The sequence below is a fragment of the Rhodococcus sp. 2H158 genome (assembly GCF_053764755.1).
Genome location: NZ_JBSNCE010000006.1, coordinates 13,759 through 35,726 on the forward strand (window position 1 = coordinate 13,759; position 21,968 = coordinate 35,726).

The 21,968-nt window shown below is 70.2% G+C and carries 12 protein-coding genes; 3 read left to right on the plus strand and 9 right to left on the minus strand.

Translation table 11 applies throughout. The features are described from left to right. Window positions 1–61 precede the first annotated feature (61 nt). From ACWPOB_RS07090 to ACWPOB_RS07100, 3 genes are all read left to right on the plus strand, one after another. Window positions 62–3,373 carry an arabinosyltransferase domain-containing protein gene (locus ACWPOB_RS07090; protein ID WP_455400348.1) on the plus strand — a complete coding sequence of 1,104 codons (3,312 nt, stop codon included), beginning with the start codon at window positions 62–64 and terminating at the stop codon, window positions 3,371–3,373. A gap of 123 nt (window positions 3,374–3,496) precedes the next feature. Then, window positions 3,497–3,937 (plus strand): hypothetical protein, encoded by a 441-nt coding sequence (locus tag ACWPOB_RS07095; protein WP_455400349.1) that lies wholly within the window; start codon window positions 3,497–3,499, stop codon window positions 3,935–3,937. A 159-nt stretch (window positions 3,938–4,096) separates the two neighbouring features. After that, window positions 4,097–5,047, plus strand: a complete 951-nt coding sequence (locus ACWPOB_RS07100) for a hypothetical protein (protein WP_455400488.1) — start codon at window positions 4,097–4,099, stop codon at window positions 5,045–5,047. Window positions 5,048–5,138: 91 nt separating this feature from the next. On the opposite strand, the gene ACWPOB_RS07105 is transcribed toward ACWPOB_RS07100, so the two are convergent. From ACWPOB_RS07105 to zomB, 9 genes are all read right to left on the minus strand, one after another. Continuing rightward, on the minus strand, window positions 5,139–6,683 hold the full coding sequence (locus ACWPOB_RS07105; protein WP_455400350.1) for an acyl-CoA carboxylase subunit beta: 1,545 nt from the start codon (window positions 6,681–6,683) through the stop codon (window positions 5,139–5,141). Window positions 6,684–6,690: 7 nt separating this feature from the next. Continuing rightward, window positions 6,691–11,655 carry a polyketide synthase Pks13 gene (gene pks13, locus ACWPOB_RS07110; RefSeq protein ID WP_455400489.1) on the minus strand — a complete coding sequence of 1,655 codons (4,965 nt, stop codon included), beginning with the start codon at window positions 11,653–11,655 and terminating at the stop codon, window positions 6,691–6,693. Window positions 11,656–11,705: 50 nt separating this feature from the next. Beyond that, window positions 11,706–13,595, minus strand: a complete 1,890-nt coding sequence (fadD32, locus tag ACWPOB_RS07115; protein ID WP_455400351.1) for a long-chain-fatty-acid--AMP ligase FadD32 — start codon at window positions 13,593–13,595, stop codon at window positions 11,706–11,708. A gap of 169 nt (window positions 13,596–13,764) precedes the next feature. Beyond that, window positions 13,765–14,766 carry an LLM class F420-dependent oxidoreductase gene (locus ACWPOB_RS07120; RefSeq protein ID WP_029547031.1) on the minus strand — a complete coding sequence of 334 codons (1,002 nt, stop codon included), beginning with the start codon at window positions 14,764–14,766 and terminating at the stop codon, window positions 13,765–13,767. Window positions 14,767–14,916: 150 nt separating this feature from the next. Further along, on the minus strand, window positions 14,917–15,879 hold the full coding sequence (locus ACWPOB_RS07125) for a cutinase family protein (RefSeq protein WP_100057460.1): 963 nt from the start codon (window positions 15,877–15,879) through the stop codon (window positions 14,917–14,919). A gap of 11 nt (window positions 15,880–15,890) precedes the next feature. Continuing rightward, the gene (locus ACWPOB_RS07130) at window positions 15,891–16,442 is read right to left on the minus strand and encodes a DUF732 domain-containing protein (RefSeq protein ID WP_455400352.1); all 552 of its coding nucleotides are present in this window, start codon (window positions 16,440–16,442) and stop codon (window positions 15,891–15,893) included. Between the two features lie 152 nt (window positions 16,443–16,594). Continuing rightward, window positions 16,595–18,502, minus strand: a complete 1,908-nt coding sequence (locus tag ACWPOB_RS07135) for an alpha/beta hydrolase-fold protein (RefSeq protein WP_455400353.1) — start codon at window positions 18,500–18,502, stop codon at window positions 16,595–16,597. A 216-nt stretch (window positions 18,503–18,718) separates the two neighbouring features. After that, window positions 18,719–19,729, minus strand: coding sequence for an alpha/beta hydrolase (locus tag ACWPOB_RS07140; RefSeq protein ID WP_100058312.1), 1,011 nt, complete (start codon window positions 19,727–19,729; stop codon window positions 18,719–18,721). A gap of 306 nt (window positions 19,730–20,035) precedes the next feature. Then, on the minus strand, window positions 20,036–21,913 hold the full coding sequence (gene zomB, locus ACWPOB_RS07145) for a flagellar motor control protein ZomB (protein WP_455400490.1): 1,878 nt from the start codon (window positions 21,911–21,913) through the stop codon (window positions 20,036–20,038). Window positions 21,914–21,968 lie beyond the last annotated feature (55 nt).

Consider the following 21,968-nt stretch of genomic DNA (forward strand, 5'->3'; position numbering starts at 1 on the left):
GGTCCTACGCGGTGGTAGGGACGGTGCGTCCACTCAGCTGCGCCCGATACCATCGACAATCGTGCCCGACGACGTGACCACAGTTCCCGCCCCCTCCGCAGCCGTTCCCCGGCCGCCGGTTGCCCGGGATCTGCGGGCCCAGTACCGCACCGCCCGGCTCGTCGCCACGGTCGCGGGTCTGCTCGGTGTGCTCCTCGCCGTCGCGACCCCGTTCCTGCCCGTCAAGGTCACCGAAGCCACCGTCACGTGGCCGCAGAACGGCTCGACCGCGCCGGTCGAGGTGCCGCTCATGTCGCAGGTGCCGCGGCAGCTGAGTGCGACGGTGCCGTGCATCGCCGTCGCCGGCATGCCCCCGGGCGGCGGCCTGCTCCTCGCGACCGCACCGGCAAGCGGTGAGGGCGCCGCGCTCAACGCGATGTTCGTGCGAGTGGGCGCCGAGAACGTCGACGTCCTCGACCGCAACGTCGTCGTGGCCACCGCCCCGCGCAGCGACGTCGAGTCCGCCGCGTGCACCGAGATCAGCATCTTCTCCGACGTCGACCGCACCACCGCGGAGTTCGTCGGCCTCAGCGACGAGAACGGCAACCCGCGCGCCGGTGAGCTGACCGGCGACCTGCGTCCCCTCGTCGTCGGCGTGTTCAGCGACCTCGACACCCCGGTGCCCGGCATGTCGGTGACCGTCGACGTCGACTCCCGGTTCTCGTCGTCGCCGACGCTGGTCAAGCTCCTCGCGATGATCCTGGCGACGCTGTCGACCGCGCTGGCGGTCGCCGCGCTCGCCAAGCTCGACGGCACCGACGGCCGCGGGCACCGCCGCTTCCTGCCGTCGCACTGGTGGAAGTTCACCGGCGTCGACGCCGTCGTCGTCGGCACCCTCGTCGGCTGGCATTTCTTCGGTGCGAACACCTCCGACGACGGCTACCTGCTGACCATGGCCCGGGTCTCCGAGCACTCCGGCTATATGGCCAACTACTTCCGCTGGTTCGGCGTCCCCGAGGCCCCGTTCGGCTGGTACTACGACGTCCTCGCCGCGTTCGCCGAGGTCTCCACCGCCAGCGTCTGGATGCGGCTGCCCGCCCTGCTCGCCGGCATCACCTGCTGGATGGTGATCAGCCGCGAGGTCGTGCCACGTCTCGGCCGCGCCGTCCGGCACAACACCGTCGCCCTGTGGACCGGCGGCCTGGTGTTCCTGGCCTTCTGGCTGCCCTACAACAACGGCCTGCGCCCCGAGCCGATCGTCGCGCTCGGCGCCCTGCTGACGTGGTGCTCGATCGAACGGGCGATCGCCACCGCCCGGCTGTTGCCGGCCGCGACGGCCGTCGTGATCGGCGCGTTCACCCTCGCCGCCGCCCCGACCGGCCTGATGTGTGTGGCCGCCCTGCTCGCCGGCATCCGGCCCATGACCCGCATCGTCGTGCGGCGCCACCGCGAGGTCGGGACGCTGCCGTTGCTCGCACCGATCGCCGCCGCGGGCACCCTCGTGCTCGTCGTCGTGTTCTCCGACCAGACCCTCGCCGCGGTGCTCGAGGCCACCCGCGTGCGCACCATCATCGGCCCGAACGAGGAGTGGTGGAACGACTTCCTCCGCTACTACTACCTGTTCGTGCAGACCGTCGACGGCTCGCTCGCCCGCCGGTTCGCGTTCCTCGTCATGCTGCTGTGCCTGTTCACGTCGCTGCTGGTGCTGCTGCGCCGCCGCCGCATCCCCGGCATCGCGACGGGCCCGTCGTGGCGGCTGATCGGCATCGTCTTCGGCACGATCTTCTTCATGATGTTCAACCCCACGAAGTGGACCCACCACTTCGGGGCGTACGCGGGCATCGCGGGTTCCCTCGCCGCGCTCACTGCGGTCATCGTCTCCGCGAGCGCGCTGCGGTCGCGGCGCAACCGCACCATCTTCCTCGCCGGGCTGCTGTTCGTGCTGGCCGTGTCGTTCGCGGGTATCAACGGCTGGTGGTACGTGTCGAGCTACGGCATCCCGTGGTTCGACAAGACCGTCTCGCTGAGCGGCAACCAGTCCAGCTCGTTGTTCCTGCTCCTTTTCGGGCTCGCTCTCGGGCTCGTCGCGTGGCAGTACCTGCGTGAGGGCTACGCGCCGCCGCAGCCCAAGCCCACGACCCGCAAGGGCCGCCGGATCCGCAAGTTCGCGGCGGCGCCCCTGACCGTCGTCGCCGGAGCGATGGTGCTCTTCGAGGTGCTGTCGCTGCTCAAGGGCGCGGTGTCGCAGTACCCGGCGTACTCGCTCGCCCGGTCCAACGTCGGCGCGCTCACGGGCCAGACGTGCGGCCTGGCGAACGACGTACTCGTCGAATCGGACCCGAACTCCGGCCGGCTCGCGCCCATCGTCGACCCGGACAACCCGCCGCTGAACGGCGACGCCCTCGCCGGCGCCGCCCCCGAGGGCTTCAGTCCCAACGGCATCCCGTCGGACCTCACCGCCGACTACGTGGAGGTCAAGCCCGGCCAGGGCAACACCGACAACCAGAGCGTCGGGCCGACGTTCGAGACCGGCGCCGGCGGCGGCACCACCGGCGGCACCGGCGCCCGCACCGTCAACGGCTCCGAGGCCAAGCTGCCCTTCGGCCTCGACCCGGCCGTCACCCCGGTGCTCGGCAGCTACCAGGAGGGTGTGCAGGAACCGGCGCTGCTCACGTCGAGCTGGTACGGGCTGCCCGAGCGCAGCGACGACGCGCCGCTCGTCGTCATCTCGGCGGCCGGCCGCATCTGGTCCGTCGACGACACCGGCGCCACCACCTACGGCCAATCGCTGCTCGTCGAGTACGGCAGGCGCCTGCCCGACGGCACCGTGGAGCCGCAGGGCACCTACCTGCCGCGCGACATCGGGCCCGCACCGTCGTGGCGGAACCTGCGGATCCCGCTGTCCGAGCTCCCCGCCGACACCGACGCCGTCCGCATCGTCGCCAACGACCCCAACCTCACCGGCGACCAGTGGCTGGCGTTCACCCCGCCGCGCGTGCCGAAGCTCGACACGCTCAGCACCGTGATCGGCTCGGAACAGCCGGTGCTGCTCGACTGGGCGGTCGGCCTGCAGTTCCCGTGCCAGCGCCCGTTCGACCACCGCTACGGCATCGCCGAGATGCCGAACTACCGCATCCTGCCGGACCGTCCGCTGGCCGTATCCTCCACCGACACTTGGCAATCCGCGGACAACGGCGGCCCCCTCGGCTTCACCGAAGCCCTCGCCCGTCCCGAGCAGATCCCCACGTACCTCGAGGACGACTGGGCCCGCGACTGGGGCTCGCTCGAGCGGTACGTGCGGTTCTACCCGGACGCGGTGCTGGCCGAGCCGCAGACCGAGTCGGTCACGCGCTCCGGCCTGTGGAATCCGGGCACGCTGCGCGTATACGAGTAGGTCCGTCCGCGACGCCTGTCCGCGTGCCTCGCGTGCCTTCCGGCCGAATGTCACATAGGTTCGCTTCGATCGACCGAACGTGACATCCGGCCGGCGGGCACGGCCGGCAACGAAAGGACCTGAATGTCGAGGAAGTTCGCCGCCCGGACCACCGCCGTGGCCGCATCCGCTGTGGTCCTGGCGCTGCTGAACGCGCCGGCCGCATCGGCGCAGACCGTTCACGCGGCGACGTTGGGACCGATCGTCGGATCGACCGGCGTGGGAACCGGATCCGCCGCTCCCACCGAGGCGCTCGTCCACGACTACGTGAACGTCTACACCAACGTCAACACGCCCGGCGTCACGCACTTCGGTGGGAGCGTCAAGTGCTTCTGCCTCGTCACCTGGGTGAACGAGGACACGGGCACGACGGGCGTGAACGAACTACCGGACTTCCCCGAGATCGGCGAGGATCAGGTCCTCAGCGGTCGAGCCGAGACCGGCCGCGGACGGGTGCGGGCGACGGTGACCGTCCCGGACGGCACGACCTGGGTCACGGCGTCGGGCAGCTGGGTCGTTCCCTGACCGCCGGGGCCGAATGTGACACCAGTTCGATCGGATCGAACCAATGTCACATTCGGCCTCTCTCAAGAGGTTGTCCACAACCGCATCGTTCGTCCACAGATCCGCGCGTCCGCCCCGTTCCGCCCGGCGCTCGCGGGGGTACCCGGCGATCATGACGGCATGAGACGGGGTACTTGGGGCGACGACGTCGAGAAACTCCACGCGCTGAGCGTCAACGGTGTCATCCGAACAGCGACGCTGTTGCGTCGCGGGATGAGCAGCAGCACCATTTCCGGGCGCTGCCGGAAAGACGGGCCGTGGCAACGGGTTCTGCCCGGCGTGGTCGCGCTGCACAACGGTCCACTCACGCAGTTGCACCGACAGACCGCGGCGCAGATGTACGGGGGCGACGAGGCGGTGATCTCGGGCCATGCCGCGCTCGGCCTGCACGGATACGCGCTCTCCTCAACGAGGAGCGAAATCTTGTTGCTCATTCCGCAGAATCGGCATCGGCGCAATTTCTCGTTCGTCACCGTCGAACGTAGCTGGCGTGTGCCCGAACCCGTGCACAAAGGCACGCTGCGCATCGCTCCCGTGGCGCGCAGCCTGCTCGATGCCGGGCGCCGCACATCACGGGCGGACGCCTGCCGCGGCCTGTTCTCGGCTGCGATCCAACGCGGGGACGTTACCGTGGACCAACTGGCCCACGAACTCGCCGAAGGGAGCTGTCGGGGAACTGCGATACCTCGCACGGTGATCCGCGAACTCTTCGACGACGCGCACTCGGTCGCGGAGATCGAAGCACAGAAGGTCTACGGCGGCAGTGATCTTCCGCCCATGGTGCACAACCGCGACATCGAGACCTCGAACGGAACCTGGATCGCGCGTCCGGACGGTTGGATCGACTCGGTGGCGGTGGCATGGGAAATAGACTCACTGGCACACCATCTCGGCGTTCAGGAACATGAAGCGACCATGCGCCGCCGAGCGAACATGCAGCGGCACGGGATCATCGTCGTCACCCACCTGCCGAGGCAGATCCGCACCGAGCCTGCCACCGTACTCGCCGACCTGACAGCGGCGTGCCGGCAGGGCCTCGAACGCCCGCGGCCCGATGTGCGGGTGCGGTAGGCTCCGCGGCGCGGCCGAATGTCACATGAGGTCGACTCGATCGAACGCATGTGACATTCGGCCCGCCCGAACAGAATTCGGGTGTTACGAACTAGAGCGGAAGCAGGTGGTGCTTGCGCGGGTTCTTGAACACCGTCTTGTCGCGCAGCAACGTCAGCGCCTTGCGGATCTCGAGGCGCGTGGTGTGCGGCTCGATCACCGCGTCGATGTAGCCGCGCTCGGCGGCGATGTACGGCGTCGCGATGTGCTCGTTGTAGAAGTTGATCAGCTGCTGGCGCACCGCGGGAGCGTTGTCACCGGCGGCCTCGATCTGGCGGCGACCGATCACCGCGACGGCACTCTCGGCACCCATCACCGCGATCCGGGCGGTGGGCCAGGCGAAGTTCACGTCGGCACCGAGCTGCTTCGACCCCATCACCGCGTAGCCACCGCCGTAGGACTTGCGCACCACCACGGTCACCTTCGGTACCGACGCCTCGACGAACGAGAACAGGAACCGGCCGCCGCGCTTGATGACGCCGATCTTCTCCTGCTCCACACCCGGCAGGAAGCCCGGGGTGTCGACGACGAACACGAGCGGGATGTCGTACGCGTCGCACACCCGCACGAAGTGGGCGGCCTTGTCCGAGCTGGCGGCGTCGAGCGCCCCCGACAGGTACAGCGGCTGGTTGGCGACGACACCGACGGGCCGGCCGTCGACGCGGGCGAATCCGGTGATGATGTTCGGCGCGACCTGCGAGCGGATCTCGAAGAAGTCGCCGTCGTCGAAGATCTTGAGCAGGATGTCGTGCATGTCGTAGCCGGAGTTGTCGGCGTCGGGCATGAACGTGTCGAGCTCGAGATCGTCCTGCGTGAGCTCCGGCTCGAGCCCCGGGTTGACGATCGGGGGCTTCTCCTGCGCGTTCGACGGCATGTAGCTCAGGTACTTGCGGGCCCACTCGAACGCGGCCTTCTCGTCCGGCGCGACGTGGTGCACGTTGCCGTACTCGGCCTGCTTACGGGCGCTGCCGAGTTCCTCGAGGCTGACGTCCTCACCGGTGACGGACTTGATGACGTCCGGTCCGGTGACGAACATGTACGCCTCCTCGGTGGCGATGACCACGTCGGTGTTGATGGGGGCGTACACGGCGCCGCCGGCGCACTTGCCGAGGATGATCGACACCTGCGGGCACAGACCGGACAGCGGCTCGTGCCGCTTGCCCAGTTCGGCGTACCACGCCAGCGACGTCACGGCGTCCTGCACGCGGGCGCCGCCGGAGTCGTTGATGCCGATGACGGGGCAGCCGATCTTCAGCGCGAAGTCGAGGATCGCGGCGACCTTGCGGCCGAACATCTCGCCGACGCTGCCGCCGAACACGGTCTGGTCGTGCGAGAAGACCGCGACGGGCCGCCCCTCGACGGTGCCGTGCCCGACGACGACACCGTCACCGTAGAGGGCGTCGTCGCGGCCGGGCGTCTTCATCAGCGCACCGATCTCGACGAAGCTGCCCGGGTCGAGCAGCATGTCGATGCGCTGCCGGGCACTGGGGATGCCCTTGGCGGCGCGCTTGGCGATCGCGGCCTCCCCGGCCGGTTCCTTCGCGATCGCGAGGTTCTTGCGCAGCTCGGCCAGCTTCCCGGCCGTCGTCGTGGTCACTACTCGATCAGCTCCTCGTGGCCTCGATGTCGGCCAGCTTGCGTGTCAGGTCGGCCCCCACCTTCCCGATGTACGGCTCGTCGACCACCTGGAGGTGGTCGCCGCCGACATGGATGACCTCCAGATTACGGACCGCCTCGCCCCAGCCGCCGTCGGGCTGCCGGGTTCCGAACGCGGGCTCGAGTTCGATGGCGTCGTCGTGGTAGCGGTCCGCCATGTACAGCACCACGTCGCCGTCGTACGGCTCGAGCTTCGCGGTCTGGATGGCCCGGTTGTCCAGCCACGACGTGCGCTGGTGCTCGATGATGCCGCCGGGGATCCTGGTGCCGCTCATCCTGAGCAGATCCATGAGGATGCGCACCTGGCCCTCGTCGTCCGTCGCGGCGAGCTTGTCGTACGGCAGCGGCGCGTCGACCCCGTAGGTCTTCTTCGCGAACTTCGCGTACCGCTGCCAGCGCTTGGTGATCTCCTCCGGGGTGTCCTCGACCTTCTCCCCGGCCATGACCGTGTCGATGAGGCCGACGAGCCGCACGTCCTTGCCCTCCGCGCGCAGCAGCTTGGCGACCGCGTAGGCGAGCACACCGCCCAGCGACCATCCGTACAGCACGTACGGACCGTCGCCCTGGATCTCCTTGATCTGCGGGAGATATTCCTGGGCGCGCTTCTCGATCGGGCCCTCGGTGCGTTCGAAGCCGTACATCGGGGTGCCCTCGGGCAGCCGGCGCAGCAGCGGTTCGTACACGACGGTGGAACCGCCGGCCGGATGGAACACGAACACCGGGACGGCGTCCGACCCCTCGGGGCGCGGGCGCAGCGTACGGACGAACCCGTCGATGCGGTCGGCCGACTCCAGGTGCCGGCGCACGCTCTCGGCGAGCTGCTCGATGGTCTCGGCGTCGAGCACGTCGTCGACGGCGATCTCGCCGTTCGCCCGCTCGGTCAGCCGGGCCGCGAGGCGCTCGGCCGTCTCGTCGTCGAGGATCGGCAGGGTGTTGAAGATGCCCTTCGCGGACTGTCCGGTGATCACCGCCCAGGTCGCGAACGTGAGCCGCTCGGCGGCATCGCGCGGCGGCACGTCGGTGCCGGATGCCTCCGCAACCGCCTGCCGGTCGGTGACGTCGGTGTCCTTGTCCGCTTCGGTGCTCGCAGCGGTCTCACCGGTCTTGCCGGCCTCAGCGGCCTCGAGGATCGCCTCCGCCTCGTGCACCACCCCGGTGTCCTCCACGGCCGAGACCGCAGGCAGCTCGAGCGTCGTGTCCTCCCGCTCGGCGGTTTCGCGGTCGGCGGCCTGCTGCGCGGCGAGGGCGGCGACCTCCTCGCGGTTCTCCACGGCGTACCGCAGGTACTTCGCGACGTCGCGCAGGCTGGCGTCCTTCACCGCGGCGAGCTGCAGCTGCGGGATGTCGAACTCGTACTCGACGCGGTTCTTGATCCGCACCGCCATGAGCGAGTCCAGACCCAGCTCGATCAGCGGGATCTCGACGGGCAGGTCCTCGGGCGCGTAGCCCATCGACTCGGCGACGATCAGCGCCAGCCGATCCTCGAGGGTCTGCGACCCGGTCGGGTTCCACTTGTCGCCGAAGGTCTCGACCACCTCGGGAAGCGTCTCGACCGGCCCGGTGGACCGCTCGGCCGGCGCGGGCACCGCGGCGGGCGCGGGCAGCGCTTCGCCGGAGGCCACGACCGCGTCGAACAGCAACCGGAACTCGCCGCTCGCCGCGTCGCGCCCGTGCACGTGCAGCGACGCGCCGCCGGGGTGCCGGGTCAGGGTGGTGGTGAGGGTGCCGCTGGTGGGGACGTCGCCGTGCGGGACGGACGCGGTGAGGGTGACGTCGGCGAGCGTCTGCGACGCGGCGGCGACGACGAGCTCGCCCAGGTCGGTGACGGCGTCGGCGCGCACCTCCCACACGTGCCGGCCGTCGGGCAGCGCGACGTGCGCGCCGGGCACGCGGGCGTTGCCGCCGGTCCCGATGCGGGTCTCGAGCCAGAACGGCTTGCGCAGGAACACCGTCCGCGGCAGGTCCGCGTACTCGCCGGCCGGGAGCAGGCTGCGCAGGTCCACGGAGTGGCCGTGCACGTACAGCTGCGCGAGGGCGGTGAGCACGCCGAGCGGCTCGTCCTCCTTGCGCTTGAGGGTCTGGATCAGCTGGGTGTCGATCACGCCGGCGGCGTACGCCGTCGCGGCCACGGACATCAGCGCGACGGGGTTGGGTGCCAGCTCGACGAACGTGGTGTGCCCGTCGGTGACGGCGAGCTTGACCGCGTTGGTGAAGTACACGCTGTGCCGCAGGCCCTTGGTCCAGTACTCGACCTGGTGGATGGGGTCGTGGCCGGCGCGGTAGTGGGTGTCCTGGTCGACCGACGAGTACACGTCGACCTTCGGCTTGTGCGGCTCGATGCCGGCGAGTTCGGCGGCGAGCTCGCCGAGCAGCGGATCCACCTGCGAGGTGTGGCTCGCGCCCTTGGTCTGCAGGACGCGGGCGAGCTTCTCCTCCGACTCCGCCCGCGCGACGATCGCGTTGACCTCGTCCTGCGGGCCGCCGATGACGGTGTGCGTCGGCGCGGCGTAGACGCAGACCTCGAGGTGCGGGTAGTCGGTGAGGACCAGCTCGATCTCCGCGGCGCTGTACTCGACGAGCGCCATGAGCCGGATGTCGTCGCCCTCGAGCAGCGCCTCGGCCTCGCCCATCAGGCGGGAGCGGGCGCAGATGACGCGGACGGCGTCCTCGAGCGACAGACCGCCCGAGATGTACGCGGCCGCGGCCTCGCCCATGGAGTGGCCGACGACGGCGGACGGCTCGGCGCCGTGGTGGCGCAGCAGCTTCGCGAGGGCGACCTGGATGGTGAAGATGCCGACCTGCGAGGTCTCGACGTCGTAGTCCTGGCCGTCGTCGAGGAACTTCTCCTTCATGGAGTAGCCGGCCTCGTCCTCGATCAGCTCGTCGATCTCGTCGACAGCCGCGGCGAACACCGGGCTCTCGAGGTACAGCTGCTTGGCCATCTTGCGGTGCTGCGAGCCGAAACCGGACAGCACCCACACCGGCCCGTTGGCGGCGGGGGCGTCGGCGGAGAACACGCCCTGCGCGGGCTTGCCGGCGGCGACGGCGCGCAGCCCGGCGATGGCCTCGGCGCGCGTCTTCGCGATCACGACGGCGCGTGAGCGGCCGTGGTTGCGGCGGGAAAGGGTGCGAGCGACGTCGGCGAGCGGCGTGGTGCTGCCGGCCTCGGTCTCGAGCCAGTCGGCGAGGTCGGCGGCGGCCCGGCGACGACGCGACGGCATCGCCGCGGACACCGCGAGCAGCACCGGGTGCTCCTCGCCCTGCTCCGAGCGAATGTGCCCTTCAGCTCCTTCAGCCGACGGAACGATACGTTCGCTCGACTCCGCGTCCGCTTCGGGTCCGGTGTACTCGCGGACCACGACGTGCGCGTTGGTGCCGCCGAAGCCGAAGCCGGAGACGCCGGCGATCGCCTTGCCGGTGTAGCGCGGCCACTCGGCGCCCTCGGGGATGACCTTCAGGCGGGCCTGCTCGAACGGGATGTACGGGTTCGGCGCGGTGTAGTTCAGCGTCGCCGGCAGGTGGTTCTCCTGCATGGCGAGGACCACCTTGATCAGGCCCGCCGCGCCGGCGGCCGCCTCGAGGTGGCCGAAGTTGGTCTTCGCCGAGCCCAGCAGCACCGGCTTGTCGGCGTCGCGGCCGCGGCCGACGACGCGGCCGAGGGCGTCCGCCTCGATCGGGTCGCCGAGCACGGTTCCGGTGCCGTGGGCCTCGATGTAGTCGACGCCGGACGGAAGGATGCGCGCGTCCCGGTAGGCGCGGCGCAGCACGTCGACCTGGGCCTCCGGGTTCGGGGCCGCCAGGCCGTTGGAGCGGCCGTCCTGGTTGACGGCGGAACCGGCGATGACGGCGAGCACGGTGTCGCCGTCTCGTTCGGCGTCCTCGAGCCGCTTGAGCACGACGAGGCCGCCGCCCTCGGCGCGGACCATGCCGTCGGCGTCGGCCGAGAACGCCTTGATGCGGCCGTCGGGGGCCTGCACACCGAGCTGGTCGAAGCCGAGGGTCGCGGCGGGCGCGACGAGCATGTTCACGCCACCGGCCAGCGCCACGTCGGCGTCGCCGTCGCGCAGGGCGCGCACCGCCTGGTGCACGGCCACGAGCGACGACGAGCATGCGGTGTCCAGGGCGACGGACGGGCCGCGGAAGTCGAAGAAGTACGAGACCCGGTTGGCCACGATCGACGTGGCCGTGCCGGTCAGGGCGTACGGGTGCGCGGCGGACGGGTCGCTCACCGCGAGGAGCTGGTAGTCGTTGGCGGAGCTGCCGATGAACACGCCGACCGGGCGGCCCTTGAGGTCGCTGGCCGGGATGTGGGCGTGCTCGAGCGCCTCCCAGGTGAGTTCGAGGGCGAGGCGCTGCTGCGGGTCGACCATCTCGACCTCGCGCGGCGACATCGCGAAGAACTCGGCGTCGAAGCCCTTGACGTCGTCGAGGTAGCCGCCGCGGGTGTTGGCTGCGGCGATGGCCGACGAGATCTGCGGATCGTCGGCGAATTCGGACCACCGACCCTCGGGGAGGTCGGTGATGCCGTCGCGGCCCTGGGTGAGCAGCTCCCACATCTCCGCGGGGGTGCTCACGTGCCCGGGCAGCCGGGCGGCGAGACCGACGATCGCGACGTCGTGCGTCCTGCCGGCCGGACCGGCGGCGTAGAAGGCGCTGTCGTCGCCCTCCGGGAGCTCGGGTTCGCCCTCGATGATGCGCGTGGCCAGCGACGCGATGGTGGGGTGCTGGTAGGCGATCGTGGCGGTGAGGGTGACGCCGAGCAGTTCCTCGACCTCGCCGCTGAGCGCCACGGCGTCGCGGGACGAGAGGCCGAACTCCTCCATCGGGCGATCGTCGGAGATCTGCGCCACCGGTTGCCCGGTAGCCTCGGCGATCCAGTTCCGCAGCCACTCGCGCAGCTGCGCGACGGTCATTTCAGTGTCAGCCATCAACCCACCACGCTACCCGGGAAAGAGAACAATTTTTATACGCTATCGGGGAATGCCTGCTGGGTGTAACCACCGCGCAGGGTTCCCTCGATGTAGGCGGCCTTGCAGGCGCGCCGCGCGATCTTGCCACTCGACGTGCGCGGGATCGACCCGGCAGGCACGAGCAGCACGTCGCGCGCGGTCACCCCGTGCCGTGCCGAGATCGCCGCGCGAACGGTGTCCGCGACGGGTTGCGGATCCGCCTTGCCCGCGCCGGGTGCCCGCTCGGCGACGATGACCAGCTGCTCCGAGGCGTCGTCGGGATCGAACTGCAGACCCGAGTGCGAATTCTCGAACACCACCTGCGGCAGCTGGTTGGCCGGCACGGCGAAGGCGGCGACGAAGCCGGGACGCAGCGCGGAGCTGGCCTCCTGCGCTGAGAACTCCAGGTCCTGCGGATAGTGGTTGCGGCCGTCCACGATCACCAGGTCCTTGACGCGGCCGGTGATGTACAGCTCGCCGTCGACATACACGCCGTAGTCGCCGGTGCGCAGCCAGTGGGCGTCCGCGGGCGTGCCCTCGGCGTGGCTGCTCGCGGGCAGGCGGTCGACGAGCTTGTTGTGGAAGGTCTCGTCGGTCTCCTGGGTGCGCCCCCAGTACCCGATGCCGATGTTCTCGCCGTGCAGCCAGATCTCGCCGACGTGCCCGTCCGGCACCTCGGTGGCGGTCTCCGCGTCGACGATCGCGGCCCACTGGCTGCGCGCGACGTAACCGCAGGAGACCTGCGCGATGGCGTTCGGCGCCTCCTGGTCGACCTTGACGATGCGGCCGGCGTTGAGCTCGTGACGGTCGACGTAGACAATCCGCGCCTCGTCGGTGTGCCGCGTGGACGAGACGAACAGCGTCGCCTCGGCCATGCCGTACGACGGCTTGATCGCGGTCTTCGGCAGGCCGTACGGCGCGAACGCCTCGTTGAACTTGCGCATCGAGGACGTGGTCACCGGCTCGCTGCCGTTGATCAGGCCGATCACGTTGCTCAGGTCGAGGGTCTCGCCCGGCTTGGGCAGCCCCCGCGCGGCCGCGTGCTCGAACGCGAAGTTCGGCGCGGCGGCGAACGTGCCGGCCCCGTCGGAGACGGCGGCGAGCTCCTTGATCCACCGGCCCGGCCGCTGCACGAAGGCACGCGGACTCATGATGGTGATGTACTTGCCGCCGATCGCCGGCAGGATGACGGTGAGCAGGCCCATGTCGTGGAACAGCGGCAGCCACGTCACGCCGCGCGAACCCTCGTTGAGTTCGATGGAGTCGGCCATCTGGATGCAGTTGGTGAGCACACCGCGGTGGGTGATCTCCACACCCGCGGGCACGCGCGTCGATCCGGAGGTGTACTGCAGGTAGGCGATGTCGTCGGTGCCGATGTGGGGCCGCGTCCACGAGCCGGCGACGGTGTCGGGGATCGCGTCGACCGCGATGATGCGGGGCCGCTCCGCGGCGGGCAGCGGCCGGAAGAACTGCCGGACCCCGGCCGCCGACGAGGTGGCAGTGAGGATGGCGCTGGGCGTGCAGTCGCCGAGCACGGCGTGCAGCCGGTCGGTGTGGCCGGGCTCGTCGGGGTCGAACAGCGGGACGGCGATGGTGCCGGCGTAGATGGCCGCGAAGAAGGAGACGACGTAGTCCAGGCCCTGCGGGGCGAGGATCGCGACGCGGTCACCGGGCTTGGTGACCTGCTGCAGCCGGGCCGCGATCGCGCGCAGGCGCACCCCGAACTGCTGCCAGGTCAGCTCGTGGACCTCGCCGTCACGTTCCCGCGAGTAATCGATGTAACGGTACGCAAGATCGTCGCCGTTCTCGGCGAAATGCTGCTCGAGGTGGTCGAGCAGAGTGTTGCCCTCGGGCAACACGATCTGTCCGTTCTCATCGATGAACTCTTCGAACCCGACGCTCATTCCTTCTCCCTGTCGAAGCGATCCCACAACCACTCGACATGGTTGCGCCCCGCACTTGTCTTCGCGCTAGCGGATCGTCGTACCTGTACAGCTCAACAGCATCCGGCCGTGCATCTCACGAATCTGTCCATCGATCCGAAATCACGATTATGTTACAGATCCGCATCGGTCATTCCCCCGCCAACAGCGGAATCACCGGTGCGAACGCCTCCATCTGGGTGGGGAAGACCCCCACGTAGGACATCCCGGTCTTCGCCCGCACGTTGCGGATCTGCTCGGCGATCTCCTCGTAGGAACCGATTGCGAGATACGGCGATTCGAGGATCTCGTCCACCGTGAGCTTGACGTCCACCTCGATGTTCGGGGGGAAGCCCTGGTCGAGAGCGGCCAGCGCCATCTCGGCGGTCTGCTCGCGATCGTCCGTGACGAGAATCATCGTGATGGTCCAGTTCAGCTCGATGTCATCGAACCGATCCCCCGCCGCGCGACGGATCACGTCCACCCGCTCCACAGTCTTGTCCATCGTGATCCCCGACAGCAACAAACGGCCGTCGCGGTTCGTGGGAGTGGCCACCGAGATGATGTCGGCGTACTTCGCCGCCAGCGCGAGCATCTTCGGTCCCCCGCCGCCGACGGCGATGGGCGGTCGCGGGCCCTGGCGCGGACGCGGGCTGCCCTTGAGGCCGTCGATGCGGTAGTGCTTGCCCTCGAAATTGCACTCCTGGCCGCGCAGGAGCACGTCCAGGATCTGCAGCGTCTCCTCGAGCTTCTCGATCCGGACGCCGGGGCGCTCGTAGGCGATGCCCGCCTTGTCGAACTCCTCCTTCATCCATCCCGCGCCGATCCCGAGCTCGAGCCGGCCGCCCGAGAGGACGTCGACGGTCGCGGCGTCCTTGGCCAGGATCGCGGGATGGCGGAAGCCGTTCGCGAGGACGGCGGTGCCGAGGCGGATCTTGTCGGTGGCGACGGCGAGCGCACCGAGCGCGGCGATGGGTCCGACCTGGTTGCCCAGGTGGTCCGGGATCATGAAGCTGTCGTAGCCGAGCTCCTCGGCCTTCTGCGCCAGCTTGACGAAGCGCCGGGCGCCGCCCTCCTCGGCGTTGCCCTCGCCACCCGCGGCGAAACGAAACTTCCGCGGTTGCGTGGCAGCCGAGCCGTCGGTGGCGCTCATCGAACCTCTTCTCGTGTGGCGGTGGTCGCGCGTCACCAACCCGGAGAGCTTCCCGGGTCAGGACCGAAGGTCGAGTCTAAGCGCCGACCGAGGAACGATTGTATCGGGTGGTGATCCCCGACACTACCGGCCGGTAACAACGGGGAGGGATCACTCCTCCGGGGGTTTCGGCGCCTCCTCGATCTTCTCGATCGCCCAGTTCGCCACCCACTGCGTCGCCGTCGTACCCGAATCGTCCACGACGAACGAGTTGTACAGCGCGTGCACAGGGTTGTTCGCGTACTCGAGCAACCGCGGCGCGCTGGCGAGCCAGTTGCCGGGATTCAGCGCGTTCGGCGGCGCGTCGCAGATGCCGTCCGTCGGTGCACAGATGTCCACCACCTTGTCCTCGAGCTCCCCGAAACCACCGGGGCGCGCGCCGGTCATGGTGATCCCCGGCAGCCGCAGTCCGTCCAGGGACAGCTCGGCGCCGACGCCCGCGACGGGCGGGCCGATCGTCTCGGCCGTGCCCGGGTCGCGACGGCCGTCGGCGATGAGCGCCACGCCGAGCACCCGATCCGCCGGAACCGGCCCGTCACCGGCGCCGATGCGCGCCGCGACGTCGCCCGCGATGACCGCACCCTGCGAGAAGCCGGTCAGGACGTAGTTGGTCAGCGGGCACTCGGCGAAGCGGCGCGCGAGGATGTCCTCCGTCGCCGCGGTGCCGGCGGTGCGGCTGTTGTTGTAGGACTGCTGCCCGTCCGGCGGGAGCGCCACCGGATTCGAGAACTGGGCGACGTACGGAACGGTGTACACGTCGGCACGCTGCGCGTCGAAGCGCTCCTGCAGCGGACGCGTGACGTTCAGCATCAGCGACAGCGGATTGAACGTCGGGTTGTACGGATCGTCCCAGGCGGCCGACTCCCACGTGCCCGGTACCGCCACCACCTGGACGTCCGGGCACGATGCGGGCTGCGCCTGCGGCTTCTCGGGCCCGAGCGGCCCCGGCGGCCCGGGCACCGGGAGCCGGCCCGCGAGGATGTACCAGAGCGCGAGCACGGCCGCCAGGACGACCAGGATCCCGAGGACGAGGATTCCCCGCCTCCGGCGTCGTTGCTTCGCTCGGGCCGTCATCATTGCCGCTCCTAGCAGAAGGTGTCGCGTGCGACGGTGATGTAGACGTCGGCGGTCGTCGCGGCCTCGGCCTCGGTGATCTCCTTGCCGGCGGCCGCGGCCTCGCTGCCCACCGATGCGGTCACGATCGTCTTGATCTCCTCGGGCGAGCTGCCCTGGGCGGTCGCGGCGCAGATGTAGTTGGCCGTGTTGATCGCGATGCTGCCGTCCGCGGCCGGCTCCACGCCCTGCTTCCGCAGCCCGTCCAGGAACGCCTGGCCGCGGTCGTCCACCGGCACCTCGGTCGGGCCCGGGAATCCGGGTTCGGTCTCCGGCTGCGCCGGCGGCGCGGTGGCGGCCTCGCCCGGGCTCGTGGTGGCCGTGTCACCGGGGGCTGTGGTGGTCGCTTCGCCGGAGGTGGTCTCCGCGGCGGACGTCGAGGTGGTCGCCGACACGGACGTCGACGGGGTGCTCGTCGCCGTGGAATCGTCGCTACCGCAGGCGCCCAGGAGGGCGGTGGCGGCGAGCGCCGCGGCGCCGGCGCCCAGGACGCGGGTCAGGCTCGAACGGGTCCGTGCAGGCATGTGGTGGTGTCCTCGCATCCAATCGTCGGAAATGGGCAGTGCCCAGGCTACAGATGAGGACCGGGCGGTGACCGGACCCATGGGTCGCGGTCACCGCCCGATCCGGTGGTCGCGGGGACGCCGTGGCGGCACCGGGTGTGCGAGGGGCGATCCTAGGGGCGGACGGTGGCCACGTTGTCGACGACCGTGACGAATCCGCCCTGGAAGTTCTGCTGGACACCGCCGGGAATGGGGAACTCGTCGCCGACGGGGAAGCCGAGGCGACCGTTCTCGTAACCGGCGCTCTTCCACGCGTCGAACACAGGCCCGGTGCGGACCGACCACGCCCCGCTCAGCGGGCTCCAGTAGATGTTGCCGCCCTCGAACTCGTTGAACCGGCCACCGTCCTTGACGGGGATCTCGCTGGTCTTCGGGAACCCGAGCCAGCCGTTCTCGTAGCCGAGCTCGGCGTACTTGCCCATGATCATGCCCTGCACGGCGTGGGCCCCGAACGGCTCGCTCCAGTAGAGGGCGCCGATCTCGAAGCCCTGCACCACGCCGGGCTTGCCGGGGGTGGCCACCTCGTCGGCCACCGGGTAGCCCAGCGGGCCGCCCTCCCAGCCCTGCCGCGCCCACTCGTCGCGAATGGCACCGCGCACGGCGTGCGCCCCGGTCTGCGGGGTCCAGTAGATCGAGCCCTGCTGGAAGTGGTTGAACCGGCCGCGGCCGTCGGGGGTGCCGCGTTCCTCCGTGGTCGGGTAGCCGAGCGGGCCCCCCGGGCCGCCGGCGGCCTGGTAGGCCCCGCCGATGGCACCCGCCACCGGGCGGGCCCCGCCGTCGGTGGAGGAGAAGATCCGGCCGAAGCGGAAGTCCTGGACGCGCCCGCCCGCGACGGCGTACTCCGGCGTGAGGCAGTCGCCGATCCAGGGACCGGCGGCCGCTGCGTCGCCGATCGCGCCGGAGGCGCTGCAGTTCGGCTTCGTGACCTCCACTCCGAGGGCGTTGGCCAGCTGCGGCCACAGCTGGTGCAGCTCGAACTCCCAGTACGGCCACGAATGGGTGCCCGACGGCCGGTAGACCACCTGCGCAGGGATGCCGATCTTGTTGAGCTTGGTGGCGAACGCCTGCGAGGTGAGCCGCGACAGGATCTCGAGGCCCATGCCGGCGTAGTTCGTGCTCACGCCCGGGATACCCGACGGCTGGTCGTACGGGCCGGTGCTGCCGCTGCCGCTGGAGACGTACAGGCTCACGCCCTCGAGCTTGTCCGCCAGCAGGTACGGATCGTGGGCGGCCCACTGCTCGCCGCCGGGGGTGCCCCACATGGCCGACGAGTCGAAGCCACCGGCGTCCTGCATCGCGTACTGGATGGCCTGCGGCATGCCCAGGGTGGTGGTGGTGAGGATGCCGGAGAGCGATCCCGCGAACTTGAAGAAGCCGGGGTTGCGCGCGGGCAGGAACATCGCAGCGGTGCCGCCCATCGACAGGCCGACGACGCCGCGGTCCTTCGTGGTGCGCCAGTTGCCCTCGAGGATCGGCGGGAGCTCCTTGGTCAGGAACGTCTCCCACTGGTAGTTGCGCCCGTTGTTCTGGTCCATCCAGTCGGCGTAGAAGCTGGACTGCCCGCCCACCGGCAGCACCACGTTGACGTTCTTGTCCGCGAAGAAGGCCTCGGAGTCCGTCTCGATCGTCCAGCCGCTCTCGTCGTCGCGGGCACGCAGGCCGTCGAGCATGTAGACGGCGGGGAACCGCGCCTCGGGTTCGATGTTCCAGTCCCGGGCGAGCAGCAGCTGCACCTGAATGGGGGTGCCCATGGCCGGCGAGTTCACCCACAGGGCCACGCGCCGGTCGGTCAGCCAGTCGACGCGCTGCACCGTGACCCCGGCCGGGGCCTGCACGGCGGTCGGCTCGCTGCGGTCCACCGGCTCCGCATACGCGGCCCCGGCCGCGAGGGTTCCGGCGACGAGGGGCGCGACGAGCGCGGCGGCGACCGCCCCGAGGACCCGACGGCCCCGACGGGCACGCGGCGCCGGCTGCCGGGCGCGCACGGTTCGACGTCCGCCAAGCACTGTTCGCATCGGCATCGCTCACTTTCTGCGTTGCTGGGGCGTCGGCGGGCGACCGGGCCCCGCGTCTCGAAGACTGTTTCTACACGTGAACGGGCGCCGGGTGGGGGCGCCGCGCTGTGACGGGTGTGGTTTTTGTCAACGATCCGCGAAACGGCGCATGCCGCCCCTCGTCCCTCGCGGGTCGTGGGGCGGCATGCGTACCGTCAGTGTGCGCCGGGGAGTTCGGCGCGATCAGTAGGCGTTCAGTGCCTCGAGGATCTGGGGACGAGCCTTCCACAGCTCCTCTTCCCAGTACTTCCAGGAGTGCGTGCCGCGCGCCGGGAAGTCGAAGCGGGCCTGGATGCCGAGGGTGGCCAGCTTGATTTGGAATGCGCGGGTCTGGGCGAGCGCGAGTGCCTCGAGGCCCATGGCGTTGGCCGTGTTGTAGACACCGACCAGGCCCTGCGGGGCGTCGTGCTGGCCGGGCAGGCCGCTGGCAGCCGAGATGTACATCGACAGGCCGGCGAGCTTCGGCGCGAACACGAACGGGTCGTTGCGCAGCCACGCCGGGCTCCACGGCGGGCCCCACATCGAGTCGACGTTGAAGCGGCCGGCATCGAGCATCGCGACGCGGATGGCCTCACGCATGCCCGGGGCCGACAGGTTCAGGTAGCCGGAGAGCGACGAGGCGAACTTGAACTGGTCGCGGTGGTAGGCCGCCAGGGTCAGCGCGGCGCTGCCGCCCATCGAGAGGCCGAGGATGCCGTTGTTGCTGCGCGAGACGCCGCGGGTGGCGAGGTAGTCCGGCAGCTTCTCCGTCAGGAACGTCTCCCACTTGTAGGTGACGTCCTGGCCGTTGAGATTGCTGGGCGCGTACCAGTCCGTGTAGAAGCTCGACTGGCCGCCGACCGGCATCACCAGGGTGACGTTGTCGTTGGCGAACTGGTCGCGCGCGTTGGTCTCGAAGCTCCAGGCGTTCGCGTCGTCGCGGGCACGCAGGCCGTCGAGCAGGTACAGCGCCGCGTCACCGCCGCGGGCGGCCCACTGGATCTGCACCTTGATCGGGCCCATGTCGGAGTCGACGAAGACTTCCTCGAACCCGCCGGCCGGTGCCCGATGCGAGATCGGGGCGGCGGCTGCGGGGGCGGCGAGCGCGGCGGTGCTTCCGGCGACGCCGGCGGCAACCGGCAGAACGAGGGCTGCGGCGCCCACGCCGAGCACGCGCCTGCGGAGGCGCTGCGACAACCTCGGGACAAAACGCATGAACAATGCTCTCTTTCTCGATCTGCGGCGTCCGCGTGCGCGTCCCCCGTCGGATACCGGCGGCGACGACCGAGCGGGCCGTCACAAGTCACACTGCGGTCAAGACTGTAAAGGACACCGTGAGCTCTGACAAACCCCCGGTAACCCAGGTCAACGAACCGTGTGTCGGCTTCGATATCGGCCCACACCCCCGATGCGTTACTCATCCGTTATCGACTGTGATCATACCGAGATACGCCCGATCGACTGCACGGACCCACCGGGGCGAAAACGACATCGATGTAATTCGCGGGCCGGACGACCGCGTCAGCCCCCGTCGCGCGGGGGCGGAAGTTCGAGGCCGCAGCGCTGGATCTCGTATTTCGGCACCCGGTCGAATCGGTAGTCCGCATATTCGAACGCGTTGCGGAGATTCCGCTTGAACAGTGACCACGTCAGTTCCGCGCGGGAGGACGCGAGCAGTTCCTGCGTCGGCGGGCACGTCAGCGCCACCTGCGCCTGCGCCACCCAGTCCTCGTCCAGATAGGCCGGCAGCCACGGGTGCACGTCCACCATTCCCGTGTCGGCGACGACCCAGTCGGGGTAGAGCAGCTTGTCGTGCCCGATGCGCCCGTCCTCGAGCCGCTCGGTGTGCGCCGCCAACGGGTATGCCAGCCCCATCTGGTCGAGCACCTGCACGTCGAGCCCGACGTTCATGCTGGTCATGCCGAGGTTGAGGAAGTAGACGGTGTGGCCGGCTCCGCCCGGCGGCACCGGTCCCGGCGGGGGCACGACGTCCCATGCGTCGAACGAGGGCGTCGGCAGCAGCAACCCGCCGTCGGGGGTGTTGGAGATCGCCTCGACCATCGCCCGCATGCGCGGGTAGTCCAGGTAGTCCTCGGCCCGGACGGGATGCAGGTGGCCGGTGTTGAGGGCGTAGAACGCCCGCTCGTCGACGATCCCGGAGCGGCCCACCACCGCACCCTCGGGCATGCCGGTGGTGTTCGCAGCGATCGCCGACCACACCACCACACCGAGCCACAGCACCCCCGCCGCCCCCGCGACGGCCGTCGCGCGAGTGCGGCCGATCTCGGCCCGTTGCGGAACCCGCAACGGAATCACGGCGACGGGAATGAGCAGACAGAACAACGGCGGCAGCAACACCCGGCCGTGCATGAAATCGCCGCCGACGCGAAGGGCGTACAGCGTGAGCAACAATGCGGCGCCGAGCATGAAGACGACCACGGCCACGGGGGTGCGCAGCGCGCGCTGTGCGCGCGCCGGAAAGGACCCGTCCGTGTGACGGAATTCACGTTTCGGCGCGCCCTTTTCGCGGGGTCCCCGGTACCGCCACGCGAGCGCGGCACCGAGCAGCAGGAACAGCAGCGGCAGCCACAGCAGGTACGGGCTCACCAGGTTCCCGAGGTACTCGAAGCCCTGCGCCCACTTCGCGCCGCCCGCGTCCTTGGCCACCGCCGTGTTCGGATAGGGCAGCCCGTAGTAGCCCATCCGCCAGATCTGATAGCCCACCGGCACGGCGCCGGCCACCGCCACCATGGCCACCCGTACCCGCCACGTGAGGCCGGCCGCGAGGAACAGCATGAGCAGGGCCGGAAGAGCGAGAAGCGCCAGTTCGGGGCGCACGAGCGGCCCGAGACCGGCGACGAACGCCGTCGCCAGCACCGACGGGGTCGACGGCAACCCCGGCACCGTCGCCCATCGCACGAGCAGCAGCCACAGCAGGGCGATCCAGCAGATCACCAGCCCGCTCTCGAGGCCGGAGGTGGCGAAGTCCCGGGCCGGGGGCACCGCGATGTAGACGAACATGCCGGCGGGCACCAGCAGGAACGTGGCACCACTGCCCCGCAGCCGCCCCCGGTACAGCCGGCCCGTGCCGAGCATCGCCAGCACCACCGCCGCGGTCGACAGCACGAGCGCCGTGGCAAGCACCACGTACTCGAGCCGCACCCCGCTGAGCCAGCCCGTCGCGTACACGAGATACGTCCACAGGGTCGACGTGTTCGCCTCGACCCGGTCGCCGGCGTTGAACACCGGGCCGTTCCCGGCCAGCAGGTTGCGCACGGTGCGCAGCACGATCAGGCCGTCGTCGGCGATCCAGCGACGCTCCCACGCGCCCCAGAACATCAGCAGGGCCGTCAGCGCGACTCCGCCGGAGAACACCGCGGTCGGCACCCACGGCCGCATGCCGCCCCGGTGGGCCGGCCGGGGCCGGCGGGCCGGGGCGCCGAGATCCTCGTCG